Origin of the sequence: Streptomyces sp. NBC_00483, from assembly GCF_036013745.1 — a bacterium.
Lineage (GTDB): Bacteria > Actinomycetota > Actinomycetes > Streptomycetales > Streptomycetaceae > Streptomyces.
This window is the reverse complement of sequence record NZ_CP107880.1, coordinates 10,131,585-10,148,227: the sequence shown is the minus strand read 5'-3', so window position 1 is coordinate 10,148,227 and position 16,643 is coordinate 10,131,585. Positions and strand designations below refer to the sequence as shown.

At 71.5% G+C, this 16,643-nt stretch carries 14 protein-coding genes; 5 read left to right on the top strand and 9 right to left on the bottom strand.

All coding sequences use genetic code 11. The features are described 5' to 3' along the window. Window positions 1-8: 8 nt before the first annotated feature. Window positions 9-488 (bottom strand): MarR family winged helix-turn-helix transcriptional regulator, encoded by a 480-nt coding sequence (locus OHA73_RS45305; RefSeq protein WP_327658364.1) that lies wholly within the window; start codon window positions 486-488, stop codon window positions 9-11. 136 nt (window positions 489-624) lie between these two features. Between OHA73_RS45305 and OHA73_RS45300 the strand changes: the two genes are divergently transcribed. Beyond that, window positions 625-2,118, top strand: coding sequence for a UbiD family decarboxylase (locus OHA73_RS45300; RefSeq protein WP_327658363.1), 1,494 nt, complete (start codon window positions 625-627; stop codon window positions 2,116-2,118). Here OHA73_RS45300 and OHA73_RS45295 read toward each other — a convergent pair. Then, window positions 2,033-3,004 carry a LysR family transcriptional regulator gene (locus OHA73_RS45295; RefSeq protein WP_327658362.1) on the bottom strand — a complete coding sequence of 324 codons (972 nt, stop codon included), beginning with the start codon at window positions 3,002-3,004 and terminating at the stop codon, window positions 2,033-2,035. The two genes, OHA73_RS45300 and OHA73_RS45295, sit on opposite strands and share 86 nt — an antisense overlap. Window positions 3,005-3,107: 103 nt before the next feature. Between OHA73_RS45295 and OHA73_RS45290 the strand changes: the two genes are divergently transcribed. Continuing rightward, window positions 3,108-3,941 carry an oxidoreductase gene (locus tag OHA73_RS45290; protein WP_327658361.1) on the top strand — a complete coding sequence of 278 codons (834 nt, stop codon included), beginning with the start codon at window positions 3,108-3,110 and terminating at the stop codon, window positions 3,939-3,941. 18 nt (window positions 3,942-3,959) lie between these two features. Here the strand turns inward: OHA73_RS45290 and OHA73_RS45285 are convergent, their stop codons facing one another. Next, entirely contained in the window at window positions 3,960-4,532 is a 573-nt protein-coding gene (locus tag OHA73_RS45285) for a dihydrofolate reductase family protein (protein ID WP_327658360.1), read from the bottom strand. Between the two features lie 155 nt (window positions 4,533-4,687). On the opposite strand from OHA73_RS45285, the gene OHA73_RS45280 reads away from it, so the two are divergent. Next, window positions 4,688-4,897, top strand: a complete 210-nt coding sequence (locus OHA73_RS45280) for a hypothetical protein (protein ID WP_327658359.1) — start codon at window positions 4,688-4,690, stop codon at window positions 4,895-4,897. 42 nt (window positions 4,898-4,939) lie between these two features. Here OHA73_RS45280 and OHA73_RS45275 read toward each other — a convergent pair whose 3' ends face one another. Further along, window positions 4,940-7,885: an FAD-binding and (Fe-S)-binding domain-containing protein gene (locus OHA73_RS45275; RefSeq protein ID WP_327658358.1), complete on the bottom strand. Its 2,946-nt coding sequence runs from the start codon at window positions 7,883-7,885 to the stop codon at window positions 4,940-4,942. A gap of 338 nt (window positions 7,886-8,223) precedes the next feature. Then, the gene (locus OHA73_RS45270; protein WP_266725359.1) at window positions 8,224-9,492 is read right to left on the bottom strand and encodes an aspartate aminotransferase family protein; all 1,269 of its coding nucleotides are present in this window, start codon (window positions 9,490-9,492) and stop codon (window positions 8,224-8,226) included. A gap of 165 nt (window positions 9,493-9,657) precedes the next feature. On the opposite strand from OHA73_RS45270, the gene OHA73_RS45265 reads away from it, so the two are divergent. Then, a complete protein-coding gene (locus tag OHA73_RS45265) occupies window positions 9,658-11,142 on the top strand; it encodes an NAD-dependent succinate-semialdehyde dehydrogenase (protein ID WP_403722490.1) in 1,485 nt (494 codons plus the stop codon). Window positions 11,143-11,207: 65 nt separating this feature from the next. Next, window positions 11,208-11,729 (top strand): DUF3830 family protein, encoded by a 522-nt coding sequence (locus OHA73_RS45260; protein ID WP_266725357.1) that lies wholly within the window; start codon window positions 11,208-11,210, stop codon window positions 11,727-11,729. A gap of 69 nt (window positions 11,730-11,798) precedes the next feature. On the opposite strand, the gene OHA73_RS45255 is transcribed toward OHA73_RS45260, so the two are convergent. Genes OHA73_RS45255 through ilvD form a run of 4 tightly spaced genes read right to left on the bottom strand, consistent with a single transcriptional unit; the run spans window position 11,799 to window position 16,634 of the window. Further along, entirely contained in the window at window positions 11,799-13,235 is a 1,437-nt protein-coding gene (locus OHA73_RS45255; RefSeq protein WP_327658357.1) for an MFS transporter, read from the bottom strand. After that, window positions 13,232-13,678: an aconitase X swivel domain-containing protein gene (locus tag OHA73_RS45250; RefSeq protein ID WP_267073090.1), complete on the bottom strand. Its 447-nt coding sequence runs from the start codon at window positions 13,676-13,678 to the stop codon at window positions 13,232-13,234. Before OHA73_RS45250 ends, OHA73_RS45255 begins: the two co-directional genes overlap by 4 nt. Then, on the bottom strand, window positions 13,675-14,955 hold the full coding sequence (locus OHA73_RS45245) for an aconitase X catalytic domain-containing protein (protein WP_266725352.1): 1,281 nt from the start codon (window positions 14,953-14,955) through the stop codon (window positions 13,675-13,677). The genes OHA73_RS45250 and OHA73_RS45245 overlap by 4 nt, the downstream gene beginning before the upstream one ends. Continuing rightward, on the bottom strand, window positions 14,952-16,634 hold the full coding sequence (gene ilvD, locus OHA73_RS45240; RefSeq protein ID WP_327658356.1) for a dihydroxy-acid dehydratase: 1,683 nt from the start codon (window positions 16,632-16,634) through the stop codon (window positions 14,952-14,954). Before ilvD ends, OHA73_RS45245 begins: the two co-directional genes overlap by 4 nt. Between the last annotated feature and the right edge of the window lie 9 nt (window positions 16,635-16,643).

Genomic DNA, 16,643 nt, shown 5'->3' with positions numbered 1-16,643 from the left:
GTGAGGGTTCACGAGCCCTGCTGACGCAACGTCACTCGCCGCAGCATCCGCAGGAACTCCTCCCGCTCCTCCGCCGAGAGCACGTCCAGCAGCTGGTCGCTCACGTCCGTCACGCCGGGCGCCAGGCGGGTCACCAGGTGACGGCCGCTCTCCGTGATGCGGACCAGCTTGCGGCGACGGTCGCGTTCGTCCTTCTCGAGGTCCAGCAGGCCCCGGCGGCGCAGTCGCTCGAGGAGCGGTGCTGCCGTCGACTTGTCGAGATGCGCCAGGGTGCCGAGCGTGCCCTGGTCCATGTCGCCGTGCAGGTCGAGCAGGCTCAGGACGGTGAACTGCGGGCCGGTGAGGTCCTGGTGGACCTGCTCGTACCAGAGCCGTGTGTGCAGCTGGTTCAGCTGGCGCGCGAGCGGCCCGACCCCGTCGAGCGCCGCTTCCAGGGCCTCGGCGTGCGCGCCCTTTCGGGACTGCGGACGGGACGTCGAACCGGACATCGGATGGGACCCCTCGCTTGATTAGGACGTACACGTACTTTACCGTGAAGAAATAAGGACGTGTACGTAATAACTGTGTGTGATGCCTTCGGGGAGAGCCGATTCCACCGGCCCTCGCCCGCAGAAAGGGTCTGCAATGACGCAACGCGGCAGCGCGCTCAACTTCCGTGACTTCGTCGCGGAGTTGATCGAGGCCGGCGACGCGGTCGACATCCGTCAACCGGTCAGCCCCACCCTCGAGGTCGGCGCGATCACGCGGCGTGTGTACGAGACGCGCGGTCCCGCTCCCCTGTTCAGCAACCTCACCGAGGGTGCGCCCGGGCATCGCATTCTCGGCGCGCCGGCCGGCCTCACCGGCCGCGCCGACGGCGCGTACGGGCGGCTCGCCGCGCACTTCGGGCTCCCCCGCGAGACCACGCCGCGCGAACTCCTCGAACGTCTCATTTCGGCGATGCACGCCGAGCCCCTCGCTCCGCGCGTCGTGGACGGAGGCCCCTGCAAGGAGAACGTCCTGACGGGCGAGGACGTCGACCTCACCCGCTTCCCCGTCCCGCTGCTGCACGCCGAGGACGGCGGCCGCTACTTCGGGACGTACGGCTTCCATGTGGTGCGCACGCCCGACGGCCGGTGGACGAGCTGGTCCGTCAGCCGCACGATGCTGCACGGGCCGCGCACCCTCGTCGGGCCCGCCATGCCGCAGCAGCACCTCGGCATGATCCACCAGATGTGGCGGGAGCGCGGCGAGCCCACGCCCTGGGCGATGGTCATCGGCGCGCCGCCCGCCGCGCTGGCGGCCGCCGGCATGCCACTGCCCGCCGAGGTGAACGAGGACGGGTACGTGGGCGCCCTCGCCGGCAGCCCCGTCGACGTCGTCAGGACCGAGCTGCACGACCTGCATGTGCCCGCCAACTCCGAGATCGTGCTGGAGGGTTGGATCAGCCCGGACGAGACCGCCCCCGAGGGGCCGATGGGCGAGTACCACGGGTATTCGTTCGCCGAGAGCAAGCCGCAGCCCGTCTTCCACGTGGAGACCGTCACCCATCGGGACGCGCCGATCCTGCCGGTGTGCGTGGCGGGGCTGCCACCTGAGGAGAACCACACCATCTGGGGCACGATGATCTCGGCGACCAGCCTGGACCTGCTGCGCTCCAGCGGGCTGCCCGTCTCCATGGCCTGGTGCTCCTACGAGGCCGCGACGTGCTGGATCGCCGTCTCCGTCGACATCGGGCGGCTGGCCGGGATGCGGATGAGCGAGCGCCAACTGGCCGACGCCGTCGCCGAGGTGCTGTTCGGCTCGCACACCGGGTGGCTCGTCCCGAAGGTGATCCTGGTCGCCGACGACATCGACGTCACCGACATCGACCAGTTGGTGTGGGCGATGGCGACGCGCTACCACCCCGGCACCGGCGAGTACGTGTACCCGGAGGCGCCCGGTATCCCGATGGTTCCCTACCTCACTGCGGAGGAGGTGCGCTCGGGCCGCGGCGGCAAGGCCGTCATCAGCTGCCTGCTCCCCGCTCAACTGGCCGGTGACACACCGGGGATCACCGCTTCGTTCCGGAATTCGTTCCCCGAGGACGTCCGGCGGCGTGTGGTCGAGAAGTGGTCGGAGTACGGGTTCCGTCACTGAGGGCCGCGGCGGCGCGCGCGTACGCCTCCACCAGCGGGCGGCGGTCGTCGGCGCGCCACGCCAGCACGAAGCGGCTGGGTGAGATGCCGTGGACGGGGCGGGTGACGACGCCGCCGAGGGTGACCAGCGGCGCGTTGCCGAGCGCGAGCAGGACGACGCCGAGTTCCGCGGCGAGCGCCTCGTACGTCTCCTCGGCGCTGGCCACCTCGGCGCCGATGACCGCGGGTTTCCCGCCGCGGGCGTCGGTGGCGAGCCAGTAGTCCCGCAGCGGGCCCGCGCTGTAGGGCAGCGCGAGGAACGGCTCGTTCAGGAGCTCCGCGAAGTCGACGGTCTCGCGGTCGGCCAGCGGATGCGTCTCGGCCATGGCGACCAGGCGGGGCTCCTCGGCTATCGGCGACCACCGGTAGCGCTCCTGTTCCGGCAGCGGCAGCCAGACGAACGCCACGTCGCTCGTGCCGTCGGCGAGCCCCGCCGTCGAGTCGTCCCAGGACACCTGGCGGACCCTGAGCCGGGTGTCGGGATGCTCGGCGGTGAAGCGGGAGCGGATCGCCGGCAGCACGCCCCCGCGCCCCGGACTGGTGCTCATGCCCACCACGAGGGCCGACGCCCGCTCGGCCACCACCTTGGCGACCGACTCCCGCGCAGCCTCCCACTCGGCGACCATCCGCTGGGCGTGCGGCAACAGCGCCGCCCCCGCCTCGGTCAGCCGCACTTCGCGCCGGTCACGCTCGAACAGCGGGGCCCCCACCTGCTTCTCCAGCATCCTGATCTGCTTGCTCAGCGCGGGCTGCGAGACGTACAGCCGCTCGGCCGCACGCGTGAAGTGCAACTCCTCGGCCACCGCGGTGAAGTACCTGAGGTCCCGCCCATGAACGTCCATAACCATCGGCTATCACGTCAGATCTTGGACGGGCAACTGGTCTGTACCGCAAGGTAGTTCACAGCGGGGCCACCGACAGCGGCGGCTCCCCCGGTTCGAGGAGAACAGCATGAACAGGGTTTGGCTGGTCACGGGAGCGAGCAGCGGGTTCGGCCGGGCGATCACCGAGGCGGCGGTGGCCGCGGGGGACGTCGTGGTGGCCGCCGCCCGCCGCACCGCGCCGCTCGACGATCTGGTCGCCGCCCACCCGGACCAGGTCGAGACGCTGGCGCTGGACGTGACCGCCATCGGCGACGTGCAGGCCGCGGTCGACGGAGTGGCCGCACGGCACGGCCGGATCGACGTTCTGGTCAACAACGCCGGGCGCGGCATGGTCGGGGCGGTCGAGGAGGCCACGGACGCGGAGCTGCGGGACCTGATGGACCTGCACTTCTTCGGCCCGGCCGCGCTCACCCGGGCCGTGCTGCCGCACATGCGCCGCCGGGGCTCGGGCACCATCGTCCAACTGACCAGCATGGGCGGGCGGTTCGCGTTCGCGGGGGTCGGCGCCTACTGCGCCACCAAGTTCGCCCTGGAAGGGCTCTCCGAGGCGCTGGCCGCCGAGGTCGCGCCGCTCGGCATCAAGGTGCTGATCGTCGAGCCCGGCGCGTTCCGCACGGGCTTCGCCGGCACCGAGGCGGTGGCCCCGGCCCCGGTCATGGACGCCTACCAGGACACCGTGGGCCCGGTCGTCTCCGGGCTGCCGGGCGGCAGCGGCCAGGAGCCCGGCGACCCGGTCAAGGCCGCTGCCGCCATCCTGACCGCCGTGGACGCCGACGAGCCGCCGCTGCGCCTGCCGCTCGGCAACGACGCGGTCGACGCGATCACCGCCCAACTCGACGGAACCCGAGCCGAGTTGACCAACTGGGAGAAGCTCGCGCGCTCCACCGACTTCGACGCGTGACGGAACGCCGCGAGGACCTCAGCGCACGACGTCGAAGACGTTCTTCTGCAGCCCGTTCGCGTACGCCTCGTGCTCGACGAGCTTCAGGGCTTGCGTGTCCTTGTCCGTCGCACTGAAAAGTCGCTTGCCCGCTCCGAGCAGCAGCGGGAAGACCAGCAGGTGGTAGCGGTCGATGAGGCCCGCGTCCGACAGGTTCTGATTGAGGGTGGCGCTGCCGTGCATGATGATCGGGCCACCCTCGGTCTCCTTCAGTGCGGCGACCTCGTCGAGCGAGCGCAGGATCGACGTCTCGCCCCAACCGGGCACCAGGTCACCGGACTTGAGGGTGGTGGACACGACGTACTTCGGCATCGGCTTGTACTCGGCGAACTCCTCCATGCCCGGCCACACCGGGCTGAACGCCTCGTAGCTGACCCGACCGAAGAGCATCGCGCTCGCCTCGGTCTGCTCCCGGCCCTTGATCTCGAACGCCTCGGGCACGAAGTCGACACCCTTGAAGGTCCACCCGGAGTTGCGGTACCCGGGCTCGCCGCCCGGTGCCTCCATGACTCCGTCGAGGGACACGAAGGCCGTGCTGATCAGCGTGCGCATGTCGGATCTCCCTGATTCTTCACTCGTCATCAGTCGGCTCTGCACCAACCAACACTCATGGACCGGCGTGCGCGGCAGAACTCATCGGTATACGGCGGGTCGCGGACGCGAATCGGTCACCCGGCTCATCGCCGCGTCGACTCCCGCTCCCTCAAATGCGCCTGCGTGATGCGCGGAGCGGCCGGTTCCGTACAGGCGATACGGCGACCGTGCTCTTGCTCGCCTTCGACGGGAACCCCATCGGCGTCGGGCTCTACTCCGCGGCGGCCGCGCTCGTCCTGGCGCTGTGCGCGTGGGGGCTGCGGGAGACGTTCCGGGTGCCGACGGCCGAGCTCGGCGAGCCGCAGGGAGAGCAGGTCAACTGACGTCCCTGCGGGCCTCGCCGAACATTGCGCGCACCTCCTCGGTCACCTCGACGCTGCCCGCAGCGCGTCCCTGAGGAGTTCCGCGAGGTGGCGTGGGCGGCGGTCGGAGAGTTGGGTGATCTGGGTGCGGCAGCTGTAGCCGTCCGCGAGGACCACCGTGTCGTCGGCCGCCTCGCGCAGGGCCGGCAGCAGGGCCTGTTCGCCGACCGCGACCGACACGTCGTAATGGCCGTCCTCGAAACCGAAGTTGCCGGCCAGGCCGCAGCAGCCGGAGTCGAGGCGGCCGCTGTCCACGCCGACGCGGGCGAGCACCCGGTCGTCCGCCTTGCTGCCGAGCGTGGCGTGCTGGTGGCAGTGGGTCTGGGTCAGGGCGGTGACGTCGTCGAGGCGGCCGAAGTCGACGTCGGGGGCGCGCTGGTCGAGGAGTTCGGCGAGCGTCATGGTCTGCTCCGCCAGGCGCTTGGCGCGGGGGTCGTCGGGGAACAGCTCCGTGGCGTCCGTGCGGAACAAGGACGTGCAGCTGGGCTCCAGGCCGATCAGCGGCATCCCCTCCTGGAGGTAGGGGTCGACCGCCTTGAGGGTGCGGTCCAACACCTTCTTGGCCATGTCGAGTTGGCCCGTCGTGTGCCAGGTCAGGCCGCAGCACAGGCGGTCGGGCGGCAGGACCACCTCGAAGCCGGCGTGTTCGAGGACGAGGACCGCGGCGCGGCCGACCTCGGGCGACATGAACTCGGTGAAGGTGTCGGGCCAGAGGAGGACCTTGCCCCGGCTGCCGGGTGCCGGCGCGTTGCGGCGCTTCTTGAAGCTCGTACGGAAGCGGCGCCCGGCGAAGGGCGGGACGGGGCGCTCCGGGGCGATGCCGCCCGCCTTCTTAAGAAGTGTGGCGGCCTTCTTGTTGCGCGTCACCGCGTTGACGAGGCTCGGCGCGAGGCCCGCGAGGTGGGACCACAGGGGAAGCCAGCCGAGTGCGTAGTGGGAGGCGGGGCGGCGCTTGCCCTTGTAGTGGTGGTGCAGGAACTCCGCCTTGTAGGAGGCCATGTCCACGCCCACGGGGCAGTCGCTCTTGCAGCCCTTGCAGGACAGGCACAGGTCGAGTGCCTCGGCGGCCTCCTCCGACTGCCAGCCGTCGGTGATGACGTCGCCCTGCACCATTTCGTACAGCACGCGTGCGCGCCCGCGCGTGGAGTCCTTCTCGTCCCCGGTGGCGCGGTAGCTGGGGCACATCACGCCGCCGGACGCGGTGCGGCACTTGGCGATGCCGACGCAGCGGCGCAGCGCCTTCGTGAGGTCGCCGTCGTCCTCGGCGAGGGCGAGCGTGGTGGTGAGCGAGAGGGTGGGGCGGTGGCCCGCGGTGATGCGCAGGCGTTCGTCGGCGGCGCGGGGGTGGACGAGGATGCCGGGGTTGAGCCGGTTCTCCGGGTCCCAGACCGCCTTGAACTCTCCGAACGCCTCCATCGCCTCCTCGCTGTAGACGAGCGGCAGGAATTCGGCGCGGGCCTGGCCGTCTCCGTGCTCGCCGGAGAGCGTGCCGCCGTGCCGGGCGACGAGTTCGGCGGCGTCCTTCATGAACGTACGGAAGATCCGCACGCCTTCGGCCGTCGCGTGGTCGAAGTCGATGCGGATGTGCACGCAGCCCTCGCCGAAGTGGCCGTACGGGGTGCCCTGGAGGCCGTGCGATTCCAGGAGCGCGGCCAGGTCGCGCAGGTAGTCGCCGAGGTGCTCGACGGGGACGGCGGAGTCCTCCCAGCCGGGCCACGCCTCGGAACCGTCGGGGGCGCGGGTGGCGAGGCCCGAGCTGTCCTCGCGGATGCGCCACAGGGCGGCCTGTTCGGCCGGGCTCTGTACGAGGCGTACGTCGACGGCGCCGGTGTCCTTCAACAGGGCGTCGGCGCGGGCCTGTTCGGCCTCGGGGTCGGGCGTCGCGTCCGCGTGGCCGAACTCGCACAGCAGCCAGCCCGCACCCTCGGGCAGCATCTCCTCGGGGCGGGCATCGGGGACGTTGCGGCGCAGCGCCGCGACCTGGTCACCGCCCAGTCCCTCACAGGCGATGGGTTCGTGGCGCAGCACGTGCCGTGCCGCGTCGCCGGCGGCCGGGAGGTCGGCGAAGCCGAGGGCCACGAGGGTGCGGCGGGCCGGGAGGTCGACGAGCTTGACGGTGGCCGAGACGACGACCGCGCAGGTGCCTTCGGTGCCGACCAGTGCTGCCGCGAGGTCGAAGCCCCTCTCCGGCAGCAGGTGTTCGAGGCTGTAGCCGGAGACCTGGCGGCGGAAGCGGCCGAACTCCGTGCGCAGCATGGCCAGATGCCGGTCGCGCAGATCACGCAGGCGGGCGTGGATCTCACCGGTGCGGCCGCCCTCGTCTATGACGTGCTGCAGTTCGTCGGCGTCGAGGGAGCGCAGCCGAATGCGCTCGCCGTCGTAGGTGAGGACCTCGAGTTCGACGACGTTGTCGGCGGTGCGTCCCCAGGCCACCGAGTGGGTGCCGCAGGCGTTGTTGCCGATCATGCCGCCGATGGTGCAGCGGGCGTGCGTGGAGGGGTCGGGGCCGAAGCGCAGGCCGTGCGGCTTGCAGGCGTCCTGGAGGCGGTCGAGGACGACACCGGGTTCGACGCGGGCGGTGTGCGCCTCGGCGTCGATCTCGACGATGCGGTTCAGGCTGCGCGACGTGTCGATGACGACGCCGTCGCCGACGGCCTGCCCCGCGATGGAGGTGCCCGCACCGCGCAGGGTGACGGCGACGTCGAGGGCGTGGCAGGCGGCGAGCGCCGCGGCCAACTCGTCGGTGTCGGCGGGCAGCACGACGGCCGCGGGCACCTGCCGGTACACGGAGGCGTCCTGCGCGTACTCGGCGCGCCGCCGCTTCCCGAAAGCGACCTCGCCGTGCGGCACGGCTTCCCGCAGTGCGCGCTCCAGCTTCTGCAGCGTCGCCGGGTCGGGCGCGTCCGGGCGGGACGCGGCGGATCCGGTCGTGGCTACGGGGGCGGACATGGTGGCTCCTTCGGGCGGGACGGTGGGCTGCGCGGGCGGGCGGGGTGGTGGGTTGAGGGTCTCAAGATCGTTGCGCCGATGTGGCGGAACTGGGCATTGCGGGGGTTCCGGGTGGGCGGAGTCGGGGTGGGGCCGGGAGGCGAGGTGCTGCCCGCACGGGGGCCGCCCCTGTGCCCACCCGTACCGCCCCTCAGGGGCGGCCCGATTGCCCACAGGGGCGGCGGTCCGAAGCCCACAGGGATGGCGGCGCAACGCACTGTCGCCCCGGCGCGGCGGCGGCCGGCCGGGGCGACAGTGGTCCTCAAGGGCGACGCCGCCCCCGGTTCCTGCCGGAGGTGTCAGCCGAGGACCGCCGCGACCGACTCGCGCCACAGCCCCAGGCCCTCGTCGATCTCCTCGCCGTTCACGACCAGCGGCGGGATCATCCGGACGACCTGGCCCTGCGTCCCGCAGGTGAGCAGCAGCAGACCGCGCTCGGACGCGGCGGCGTGCACACGGGCGGCGGTGGCGCCGTCCGGCTCGCCGTCGGCGGTGACGAACTCGGTGCCGGCCATGAGGCCGAGGCCGCGGACGTCGCCGATGCCGCCCTGGCCGCCGACCGGGTAGGCCTCCGCGACCTCGCGCAGTCCGGCGAAGAGCTGCTGGCCGCGCTCGGCCGCGTTCTCGACGAGCTTCTCCTCCTGGATCACGTCGAGCGTGGCGATGGCGGCGGCGCACGCCACCGCGTTGCCGCCGTACGTGCCGCCCTGCGAGCCGGGCCATGCCCGCGCCATCAGCTCCTTGGACGCGGCGATCGCGGACAGCGGGAAGCCGCTGGCCAGACCCTTGGCGGTGACGATGATGTCGGGCTTGCCGTCGAAGTGGTCGTGGCCCCAGAACTTGCCCGTGCGCCCGAAGCCGGTCTGCACCTCGTCGATGATCAGCAGGATGCCGTGCCGGTCGGCGCGCTCGCGCAGGCCGCGCAGGAAGGCCGTGTTCGCGGGAACGTAGCCGCCCTCGCCGAGGACCGGCTCCACGATGAACGCGGCGGTGTCGGCGGGCGTGGTGACGGTGGCGAGCAACTGGTCCAGCTCGCGCAGCGCGAACTTGGTCGCGGTCTCCTCGTCCCAGCCGTAGTAGAAGGTGTTGGGGAACGGCGCGAGCGCGACGCCCGACATCAGCGGCCCGTACCCGGAGCGGAACTTGGTGGCCGACGTGGTCATCGACGCGGCGGCGAGCGTACGGCCGTGGAAGCCACCCTGGAAGGCGACGATGTTGGGCCGACCGGTGGCCTGCTTGGCGAGGCGCATCGCGGCCTCGACGGCCTCCGAACCAGAGTTGACGAAGAAGAGCGAGTCGAGTCCGTTCGGCAGTACCTCGCCCAGGCGCGCGCTGAGGGTCTGCAGCGGCTTGTGCATGACGGTCGTGTACTGGCCGTGGATGAGCTTGCCGACCTGCTCCTGGGCGGCGGCCACCACCTTCGGGTGGCAGTGCCCGGTGGACGTGACGCCGATGCCGGCGGTGAAGTCCAGGTGGGCGCGGCCCGACTCGTCGTAGAGACGGACGCCCTCGCCGCGTTCGGCCAGGACGGGGGTGGCCTGCTTGAGGACGGGGGACAAGGCACTCATGGACGGCTCCTCGCTCGGTGACCGCGGTGATTCACGGATCTTCTACGGAGATCAACATCAGGCCGCGTCGTAGGATTGTCAACAACCTACACTCATGCAAGCATGCAATTCGGCGGCTGTCCACGAGTGAGCCGGGCCGGGAGTTTCAAAACCACGGGAGTCGAAGTGAGTGCAGTGACCGAACAGCAGACAGAGCGCGAGCGGACCGTCGTCGCCTCCGTGCCCGACGGACTGTTCATCGGCGGCAGCTGGCGCCCGGCGGCCTCCGGCGCGACCTTCGGCGTCGAGGACCCCTCTCTCGCCCGTGAGCTGCGCACCGTCGCCGACGCGGGCGCCGAGGACGCGCGCGCCGCCGCCGAGGCAGCGGCCGCCGCGCAGGAGTCCTGGGCGGCCACGGCGCCGCGCGAGCGCAGCGAGATCCTGCGCCGCGGCTACGAGCTCCTCATGCAGCGCCAGGACGAGCTCGCCCTCCTGATGACACTCGAAATGGGCAAGCCCCTGGCCGAGGCGCGCGGCGAGGTGGCGTACGCCGCCGAGTTCTTCCGCTGGTTCGCCGAGGAGGCCGTCCGGATCGAGGGCGGCTACCAGGCCTCCCCCGACGGCAAGGACCGCTTCGTCGTGATGAAGCGCCCGGTCGGCCCGGTGCTGCTGATCACGCCGTGGAACTTCCCGCTCGCCATGGGCACCCGGAAGATCGGCCCGGCGATCGCGGCGGGCTGCACGATGATCGTGAAGCCGGCCGAGCAGACGCCGCTGACGATGCTGAAGCTCGCCGAGATCATGACCGACGCGGGCGTGCCCGCAGGCGTTCTGAACGTGCTCACCACGTCGCGCCCCGGCGAGGTCGTCGAGCCGCTGCTGCGCGGCGGCACGATCCGCAAGCTGTCCTTCACGGGCTCCACGGCCGTCGGCCGGCTCCTGATCGAGCAGAGCGCCGAGCACGTGCTGCGGGTGTCGTTGGAGCTGGGCGGCAACGCGCCGTTCATCGTGTGCGAGGACGCCGACCTGGACAAGGCCGTAGAGGGTGCGATGGCCGCCAAGATGCGCAACATCGGCGAGGCGTGCACGGCCGCGAACCGCCTGTACGTGCACGAGTCCGTCGCCGCCGAGTTCGCCGAGAAGCTCTCCGCCCGGATGGCCTCGCTCGCGGTCGGCCGCGGCACCGACGACGGCGTCACGGTCGGTCCGCTGATCGACGAGGACGGCCGCGGCAAGGTCGAGGAACTGGTCGCCGACGCCGTCGAGCGCGGCGCGAAGGTCCTGACCGGCGGCGAACGCGCCGAGGGCGAGGGCTACTTCTACACGCCGACCGTCCTCACCGGCGTCTCCCCCGACTCCGCCCTGATGAGCCAGGAGATCTTCGGCCCCGTGGCCCCGATCCTCACCTTCACCGACGAGGACGAGGTCGTCGCCGCGGCCAACGACACCGAGTACGGCCTGGTCTCCTACCTGTTCACGGAGAACCTGGAGCGCGCCTTCCGGCTCTCCGAGCGTCTGGAGACCGGCATGGTCGGCCTCAACAAGGGCGTCGTCTCCAACCCCGCGGCCCCGTTCGGCGGCGTCAAGGCCTCGGGCCTCGGCCGTGAGGGCGGCCGGGTCGGCATCGACGAGTTCCTGGAGACGCGCTACCTGGCGATGCCGCTCGGCTGAGCGGGCCCCAACCGGCTTACCTTCCCCCTACGTTGATCACCGATCAGACCGGAGCGACGACACCCATGGACCGTTTCATCGAGGTCTCCCTGCCCAAGCGCGGCGTCACCGCCACCGCCAAGCTGCTCGACGACCGCGCCCCGATCACCTGCGAGGCGATCTGGAACGCCCTGCCGCTGGGCAGCGACGTCTACCACGCGAAGTACGCGCGCAACGAGATCTACACCCTGGTGCCGGCGTTCGCCCCGCAGGAGCCCCCGCTGGAGAACCCGACGATCACGCCGATCCCCGGCGACCTGTGCTACTTCACGTTCTCCAACACCCAGATGAGCACGGCCTCCTACGGCTACGAGGCCGCCGCCGAGCAGCAGGGCAACCAGGCCGCGCACGCGGAGCGCGACATCGTCGTCGACCTCGCCCTGTTCTACGAGCGCAACAACCTCCTCATCAACGGTGACCAGGGCTGGGTTCCCGGCATCGTCTGGGGCACGGTCGTCGAGGGCCTGGACCGGCTCGCCGAGGCGTGTCAGGACCTGTGGCGGACGGGCGCTGTCGGGGAGTCGCTGCAGTTCAAGCGTGCGGAGTGAGTGCCTAGGCAAGGAAGATGAGGGGCGGGCCGGTGTCTCCGGCCCGCCCCTTTCGCCGTTCCTCCGCACTCAGGCCGGGGACGAGTCTGCCCGCGACGACGGGGTGACCGGTGCGACGGGCGCCGCCTCCACCGCCGCAGCGCTCAACGCACCCTCGGCGTCGGCCGGCATCCTGCGCTGCACCCGGCCCAGTACGAACAGCACCAGGACCATCACGGCGGGGCAGATCGCGAAGATGCTGAACGCGCCCTGTGCCCCGAGGCCGGCATCGAGGATGACGCCGCCGAGCCAGGGCCCCAGCATGGCGCCGGCCTTGGCGACCGAGGACGCCCAGCCTGCGCCGTTGGCGCGGATCTCCGTCGGGTAGAACGTGCCCGCGATGCTGGTGATACCGCCGTGCCCGCCGTTGACGAACATCTTCGCGCCGATGACGAAGCCGACGTACACGGCGGGTGCGAGCACGCCGCTGCCGAGCACGAGCATGCAGACGACGGCGGCCAGCGGCATCCACAGAATCGTGCCCGCGCCCTTCTTGTCGACGAAACGGCTGATGAACAGCTGCCCGACGGCGCCCGCGACGCTGGCCAGGGCGGCGATGGTGGCGGCGGCGCTGACGCTGAAGCCCATCTGCTCGTTGATCATCGGCGTCCAGAAGACCAGGAAGTAGATCAGCGCGGACGACAGCAGGTAGACCAGCCACAACAGGGGCGTGATGGCGGCGAGGTGGCCGCGGAAGAGCTGTGCGGGGGTGAACCGCTTCCCCGCGAACGCCTGCCCCGGGGTCTCGGCGGTGAAGCGGGTCCCGGGCTCGAAGGACAGGCCCGGCTGGAAGCGGACGAGGATGCGTGCGATGCGCTCGTCGCTGCCGGGGCGGGACTTCAGCGCCAGGAACCGCACCGACTCGGGCACCAGCGTCAGCACCCCGGCGAGGGTCAGCAGCGAGCACACGCCACCGACGACGAACACCGTGCGCCAACCGTGTTCCGGTATCAGCCAGTTGGAGACCGGGCCGCCGGCCGCCCCGCCGAGCGTGTAGCCGACCATGATGATCGCGACGGACGTCACCCGGAACCGCTTCGGCGCGAACTCGGCCGCCAGCGCCCAGGTCAGCGGGAGCACGCCACCGAGGAAAAGTCCGGAGACGAAGCGCAGCACGAACAGATGCCCGTACGTGTCCGCCAGGGCGAAGGCGATCATGAAGATGCCGAAGCCCGCGACGGAGATGGTGATGGTGGGGCGCCGTCCCATCCGGTCCGCCAGGTAGCCCATGATCAGCGCGCCGATCATGGTGCCGAAGAGACCGACCGTGCCCAGGGTGCCCAGTTGGGTGCCGGTGAGGTCGAAGTCCTTGCGGATATAGGTGGCGGCGAACGACAGGATCTGGAAGTCGAATCCGTCGAGGAACGTGATCACGAAGCAGACGGCGTACATCAGCAGCCAGCGGCGGCTCGCGTGCTGGCGCTCGATGACCGGGGCCAGCTCCACGACGGGTGATGAGGCTCTCACGGGGTCTCCTCGGGGGACGGTGGCGCGGCGGGGTGGACCGTGACGGTGCCGTGCTCGGCGTCGATGCGGACGCGGTCGCCGGTGCGGATGGCGAGGAGGGGATCGCGGTCCAGATCGGTCACGGTGGGGACGCGCGTGACGACGGCGCCGAGCGCGGCCTTGCTGGTCGTCGTCGTGTAGATCATGCCGAGGGGCGCGGTGCCGGCGAGCCGTGTGGCCTGGAAGAAGCCGGACCAGCCGGAGGAACCCTTGGCGCCGGGGAAGACCAGGATCTTCCCCGCGAACGACACGCCGTACAGGGCGTGCCGGCGTTCGATCACGACGCCGCGGGCCGGGTCGATGCCGCCCCAGCCGGAGATCGTCTCGGGCGACACCAGTGCCTCGCCCTCCACGACGCCGGGGACGACGGTCCTGCCGTGCAGGACGACGCTCGGGGCGCTCATCGCAGCTCTCCCTTCCAGGTGCCGGTGACGGCCGCGTCGACGCAGTCGGCGAGGGTGCCGAACCAGGCCTCGATGCCGAGGATCGCGGGCAGGTAGTGGGCCTGTTTCGCCGAGTCGGTGGCGAAGACGCGGGTGCCGGGCGGCGCCGAACGGGACATCGCCGGGCAGGAGTCGGTGAGGACGCGGGCGCCCGCGCGCTCGATGGTCGCCGTCCAGCCGTTGCGGTCGGCGACGGTCCGCAGGGCGCGCGGCACCATCAGCCACAGCTGGGTCGAGGAGTGCAGCCGCCGCCCTTCGAGGAGCCGGGCGGTGTCGCGGACCTGGTCCAGGGAGGCGTGCGGGCAGCCGAGGAGCACGAAGTCGACGTCGGTGCTGTCGCCCTGGGAGTTGAGGTCCTCGTAGACGGCTCGGCGCTCGCGCTCCCCGTACGGCACGGCCTCGGGCACGGCGCGCCCGCCGAAGGCCGTCCGCAGGTCGGGCGCCTCCGGGGTGATGCCCGGGAGGTGGTAGATCTCGACGCCGCCGGAAGAGGCGGCGGCCGCTCCGAAGTGCTTGAGGTCGAGCAGGTCAGGGTGGGCCAACTCGCCTGTGACGACCGGTCGTTCCTCCTGGACGAGGCCGCCCGCGAAGTAGCCGAGCATGCCCCAGTCGAGCGCCCCGGAGATCGGCGTGCGGGCATCGATGTGGTGGGTGCCGTGGCGGTTCTCGGCGCGGTGGTTGCCCCAGCACGGGATGCGGCCGGTGAGCGAGGCGGCTCCGGTGGAGGCGGCGCCCTCGCAGTTGGTTCGGGCGCCGAGCACGGAGTTGGCGTAGACGACCGCGGAGGATTCCATCCAGGCCACGTGCTCGCCGCGTACGGGGATGTTGCCGACCTGGTACGGCGTGCAGGTGGCGAGGATGCTGACGCCCTTGCTGCTGTAGAAGGCCTCGGCGTCCGTCTGCAGTTCGACGAGTTCCTTCGGGTAGGGAGCGGTGCCCTGCGCGTCGGGGCCGAAGCTCTGCTGGAGCTGGCAGGTCGGCACCTTCATGTCGGGGACGGCGAAGTCGTCGTCGCTGTCGAGGTTGAGGACGGCGTACGCCTTGTTCCAGCCGCCTTCCTTGACGAGGCGGGCCTTGGCGGGCGAGGGCTGCGTCATGGTGCCGGCGACGTTGCGCACGTCGCACAGTTCCTCGGCGTCCAGGGCGCGGCCGTAGCGGACCAGGAGGTCCATGGCGGCCGCGGCGGCGGGGCCCTCGGCGCCGTCGAGCAGGGCCTTGTCGGTGTCGCTGAGCTTCACGGGGACGTGCTTCCTTCCTCCAGCGTGACCGCGCCCTGTTGCAGGGGGCGGACCGTGCGGCGGTAGACGGCCAGCCAGCCGCGTCCGCCGTCCGCGTACGCGGTGACGGGGGTGCGGGCGGCCAGTTCCTCGTCCGGTACGAGCAGGTCGGCGCGGCGGGTGGTGAGGTCGACGGAGATCGTGTCGCCGTCGCACACCAGGGCCAAAGGACCGCCCGCGGCGGCCTCCGGGGACACCTCGCCGACGACGATGCCCTTGTTGACGAGGCCGGAGAGCTGCCCGTCGGTGACGACGGCGACCTTGCCGGTGAGTCCGGCGCCGTCGAGTGCGAAGACGGGCCGGGAGGCCATGCCCATGCCGGGTGTGCCGGTGGGGCCGAGGCCGCGCAGCACCAGTACCTGTCCGGGCCGCACGTCGCCGGCCTTGAGCCCGTCGAGGGCGTCCTGCGGGGTGTCGTACACCTTGGCGGGGCCGGTGAACGACGGCGGGCGCTCCTCGTCGACGGCGAGTTTGACGATGCCGCTGGCGGGTGCGAGCGAGCCGCGGACCAGGACGATCGTGGGGCGGCGGCCGTGCGGCCGGGTGAGCGGGCGGATCACCTCGGGGTCGGCGGGCCCGCGGCCGTCGAGGTCCTCGCCGAGGGTGCGTCCGGTGACGGTGCGGGCGTCGGTGTGCAGCAGGTCGCGCAGTTGCCACAGCAGCCCGGCCGCGCCGCCCGCCGCCTCGAACTCCTCGATGGATACGGGTCCGTTGGGCCGCACGGCGGCGAGGAGCGGCACCCGGTCCGCGAGGCGTTCGTACAGTCCGTAGACATCAACGCCGTTTCCCGCCTCCTCGGCGACCGCCTGCAGATGTTTGACGGAGTTGATGGAGGCGCTGACGGAGAGCATGGCGGTGACCGCGTTCTCGAAGGCCTCGCGGGTCAGCAGGGCGCGCGGACGCAGGTCCTGCCGTACGAGGTCGACGATCCGGCTGCCCGCGGCCCGCACGTCGTCCCACATCTTCGGGCTGTTGGCGAGCACGGGAGTGGAGCCCGGCAGTGCCATGCCGAGGGCCTCGCAGGCGATGTGCATGGAGTTGGCGGTGCCCATGCCGGCGCAGACACCGGGCCCGGCGACGGCGTTCTCGCTCATGCCGGTCAGCTCGTCGAGGGTGATGCGGCCCTGGGCGTGGTGGCCCGCGCCGAGGAAGACGTCCTCGATGTCGCAGTGGCGTCCGGCGAAGGTGCCGCAGGGCTGGTAGCCGCAGCCGACGACGACGGTCGGCAGGTCGAGCCTGGCCGCCGCCATCAGTTGGCCGGGGGCGGTCTTGTCGCAGGAGGCGAGGGTGAGCATGCCGTCGAGCTGGGCGCCCTCGACGGCCGCCTCGATGTCGTGGCTGATCAGGTCGCGGGCGAAGAGGATGTAGCCGCCGCGGCCGCCCGCGCTGTGGATGAAGTCGCTGGGGGCGACGGTGCGGATCTCGAAGCCGATGCCGCCCGCCGCGTCGATCGCCTCCTTGGCGGCAGCGGCGACGGCGTCGAGGTGGCTGTAGCAAGTGGCGAGTTGGGACGAGGAGTTGACGATGGCGATCTTCGGCTTGGCCATGTCCTCGTCGGTGAGGCCGAGGGCCCGCCACTGGGCCCTGCGGACGGCCCACGGGGACGTTCCCGGGGTGTAGTTGCTGCGGAGGTCGGTCATGAGCGGGCT

What these genes read in the sequence shown, in the direction of transcription:
- OHA73_RS45305 (WP_327658364.1), bottom strand. Translation starts at nt 488, where the DNA reads ATGTCCGGTTCGACGTCCCGTCCGCAGTCCCGAAAGGGCGCGCACGCC.
- OHA73_RS45300 (WP_327658363.1), top strand. Translation starts at nt 625, where the DNA reads ATGACGCAACGCGGCAGCGCGCTCAACTTCCGTGACTTCGTCGCGGAG.
- OHA73_RS45295 (WP_327658362.1), bottom strand. Translation starts at nt 3,004, where the DNA reads ATGGTTATGGACGTTCATGGGCGGGACCTCAGGTACTTCACCGCGGTG.
- OHA73_RS45290 (WP_327658361.1), top strand. Translation starts at nt 3,108, where the DNA reads ATGAACAGGGTTTGGCTGGTCACGGGAGCGAGCAGCGGGTTCGGCCGG.
- OHA73_RS45285 (WP_327658360.1), bottom strand. Translation starts at nt 4,532, where the DNA reads ATGCGCACGCTGATCAGCACGGCCTTCGTGTCCCTCGACGGAGTCATG.
- OHA73_RS45280 (WP_327658359.1), top strand. Translation starts at nt 4,688, where the DNA reads ATGCGCCTGCGTGATGCGCGGAGCGGCCGGTTCCGTACAGGCGATACG.
- OHA73_RS45275 (WP_327658358.1), bottom strand. Translation starts at nt 7,885, where the DNA reads ATGTCCGCCCCCGTAGCCACGACCGGATCCGCCGCGTCCCGCCCGGAC.
- OHA73_RS45270 (WP_266725359.1), bottom strand. Translation starts at nt 9,492, where the DNA reads ATGAGTGCCTTGTCCCCCGTCCTCAAGCAGGCCACCCCCGTCCTGGCC.
- OHA73_RS45260 (WP_266725357.1), top strand. Translation starts at nt 11,208, where the DNA reads ATGGACCGTTTCATCGAGGTCTCCCTGCCCAAGCGCGGCGTCACCGCC.
- OHA73_RS45250 (WP_267073090.1), bottom strand. Translation starts at nt 13,678, where the DNA reads ATGAGCGCCCCGAGCGTCGTCCTGCACGGCAGGACCGTCGTCCCCGGC.
- ilvD (WP_327658356.1), bottom strand. Translation starts at nt 16,634, where the DNA reads ATGACCGACCTCCGCAGCAACTACACCCCGGGAACGTCCCCGTGGGCC.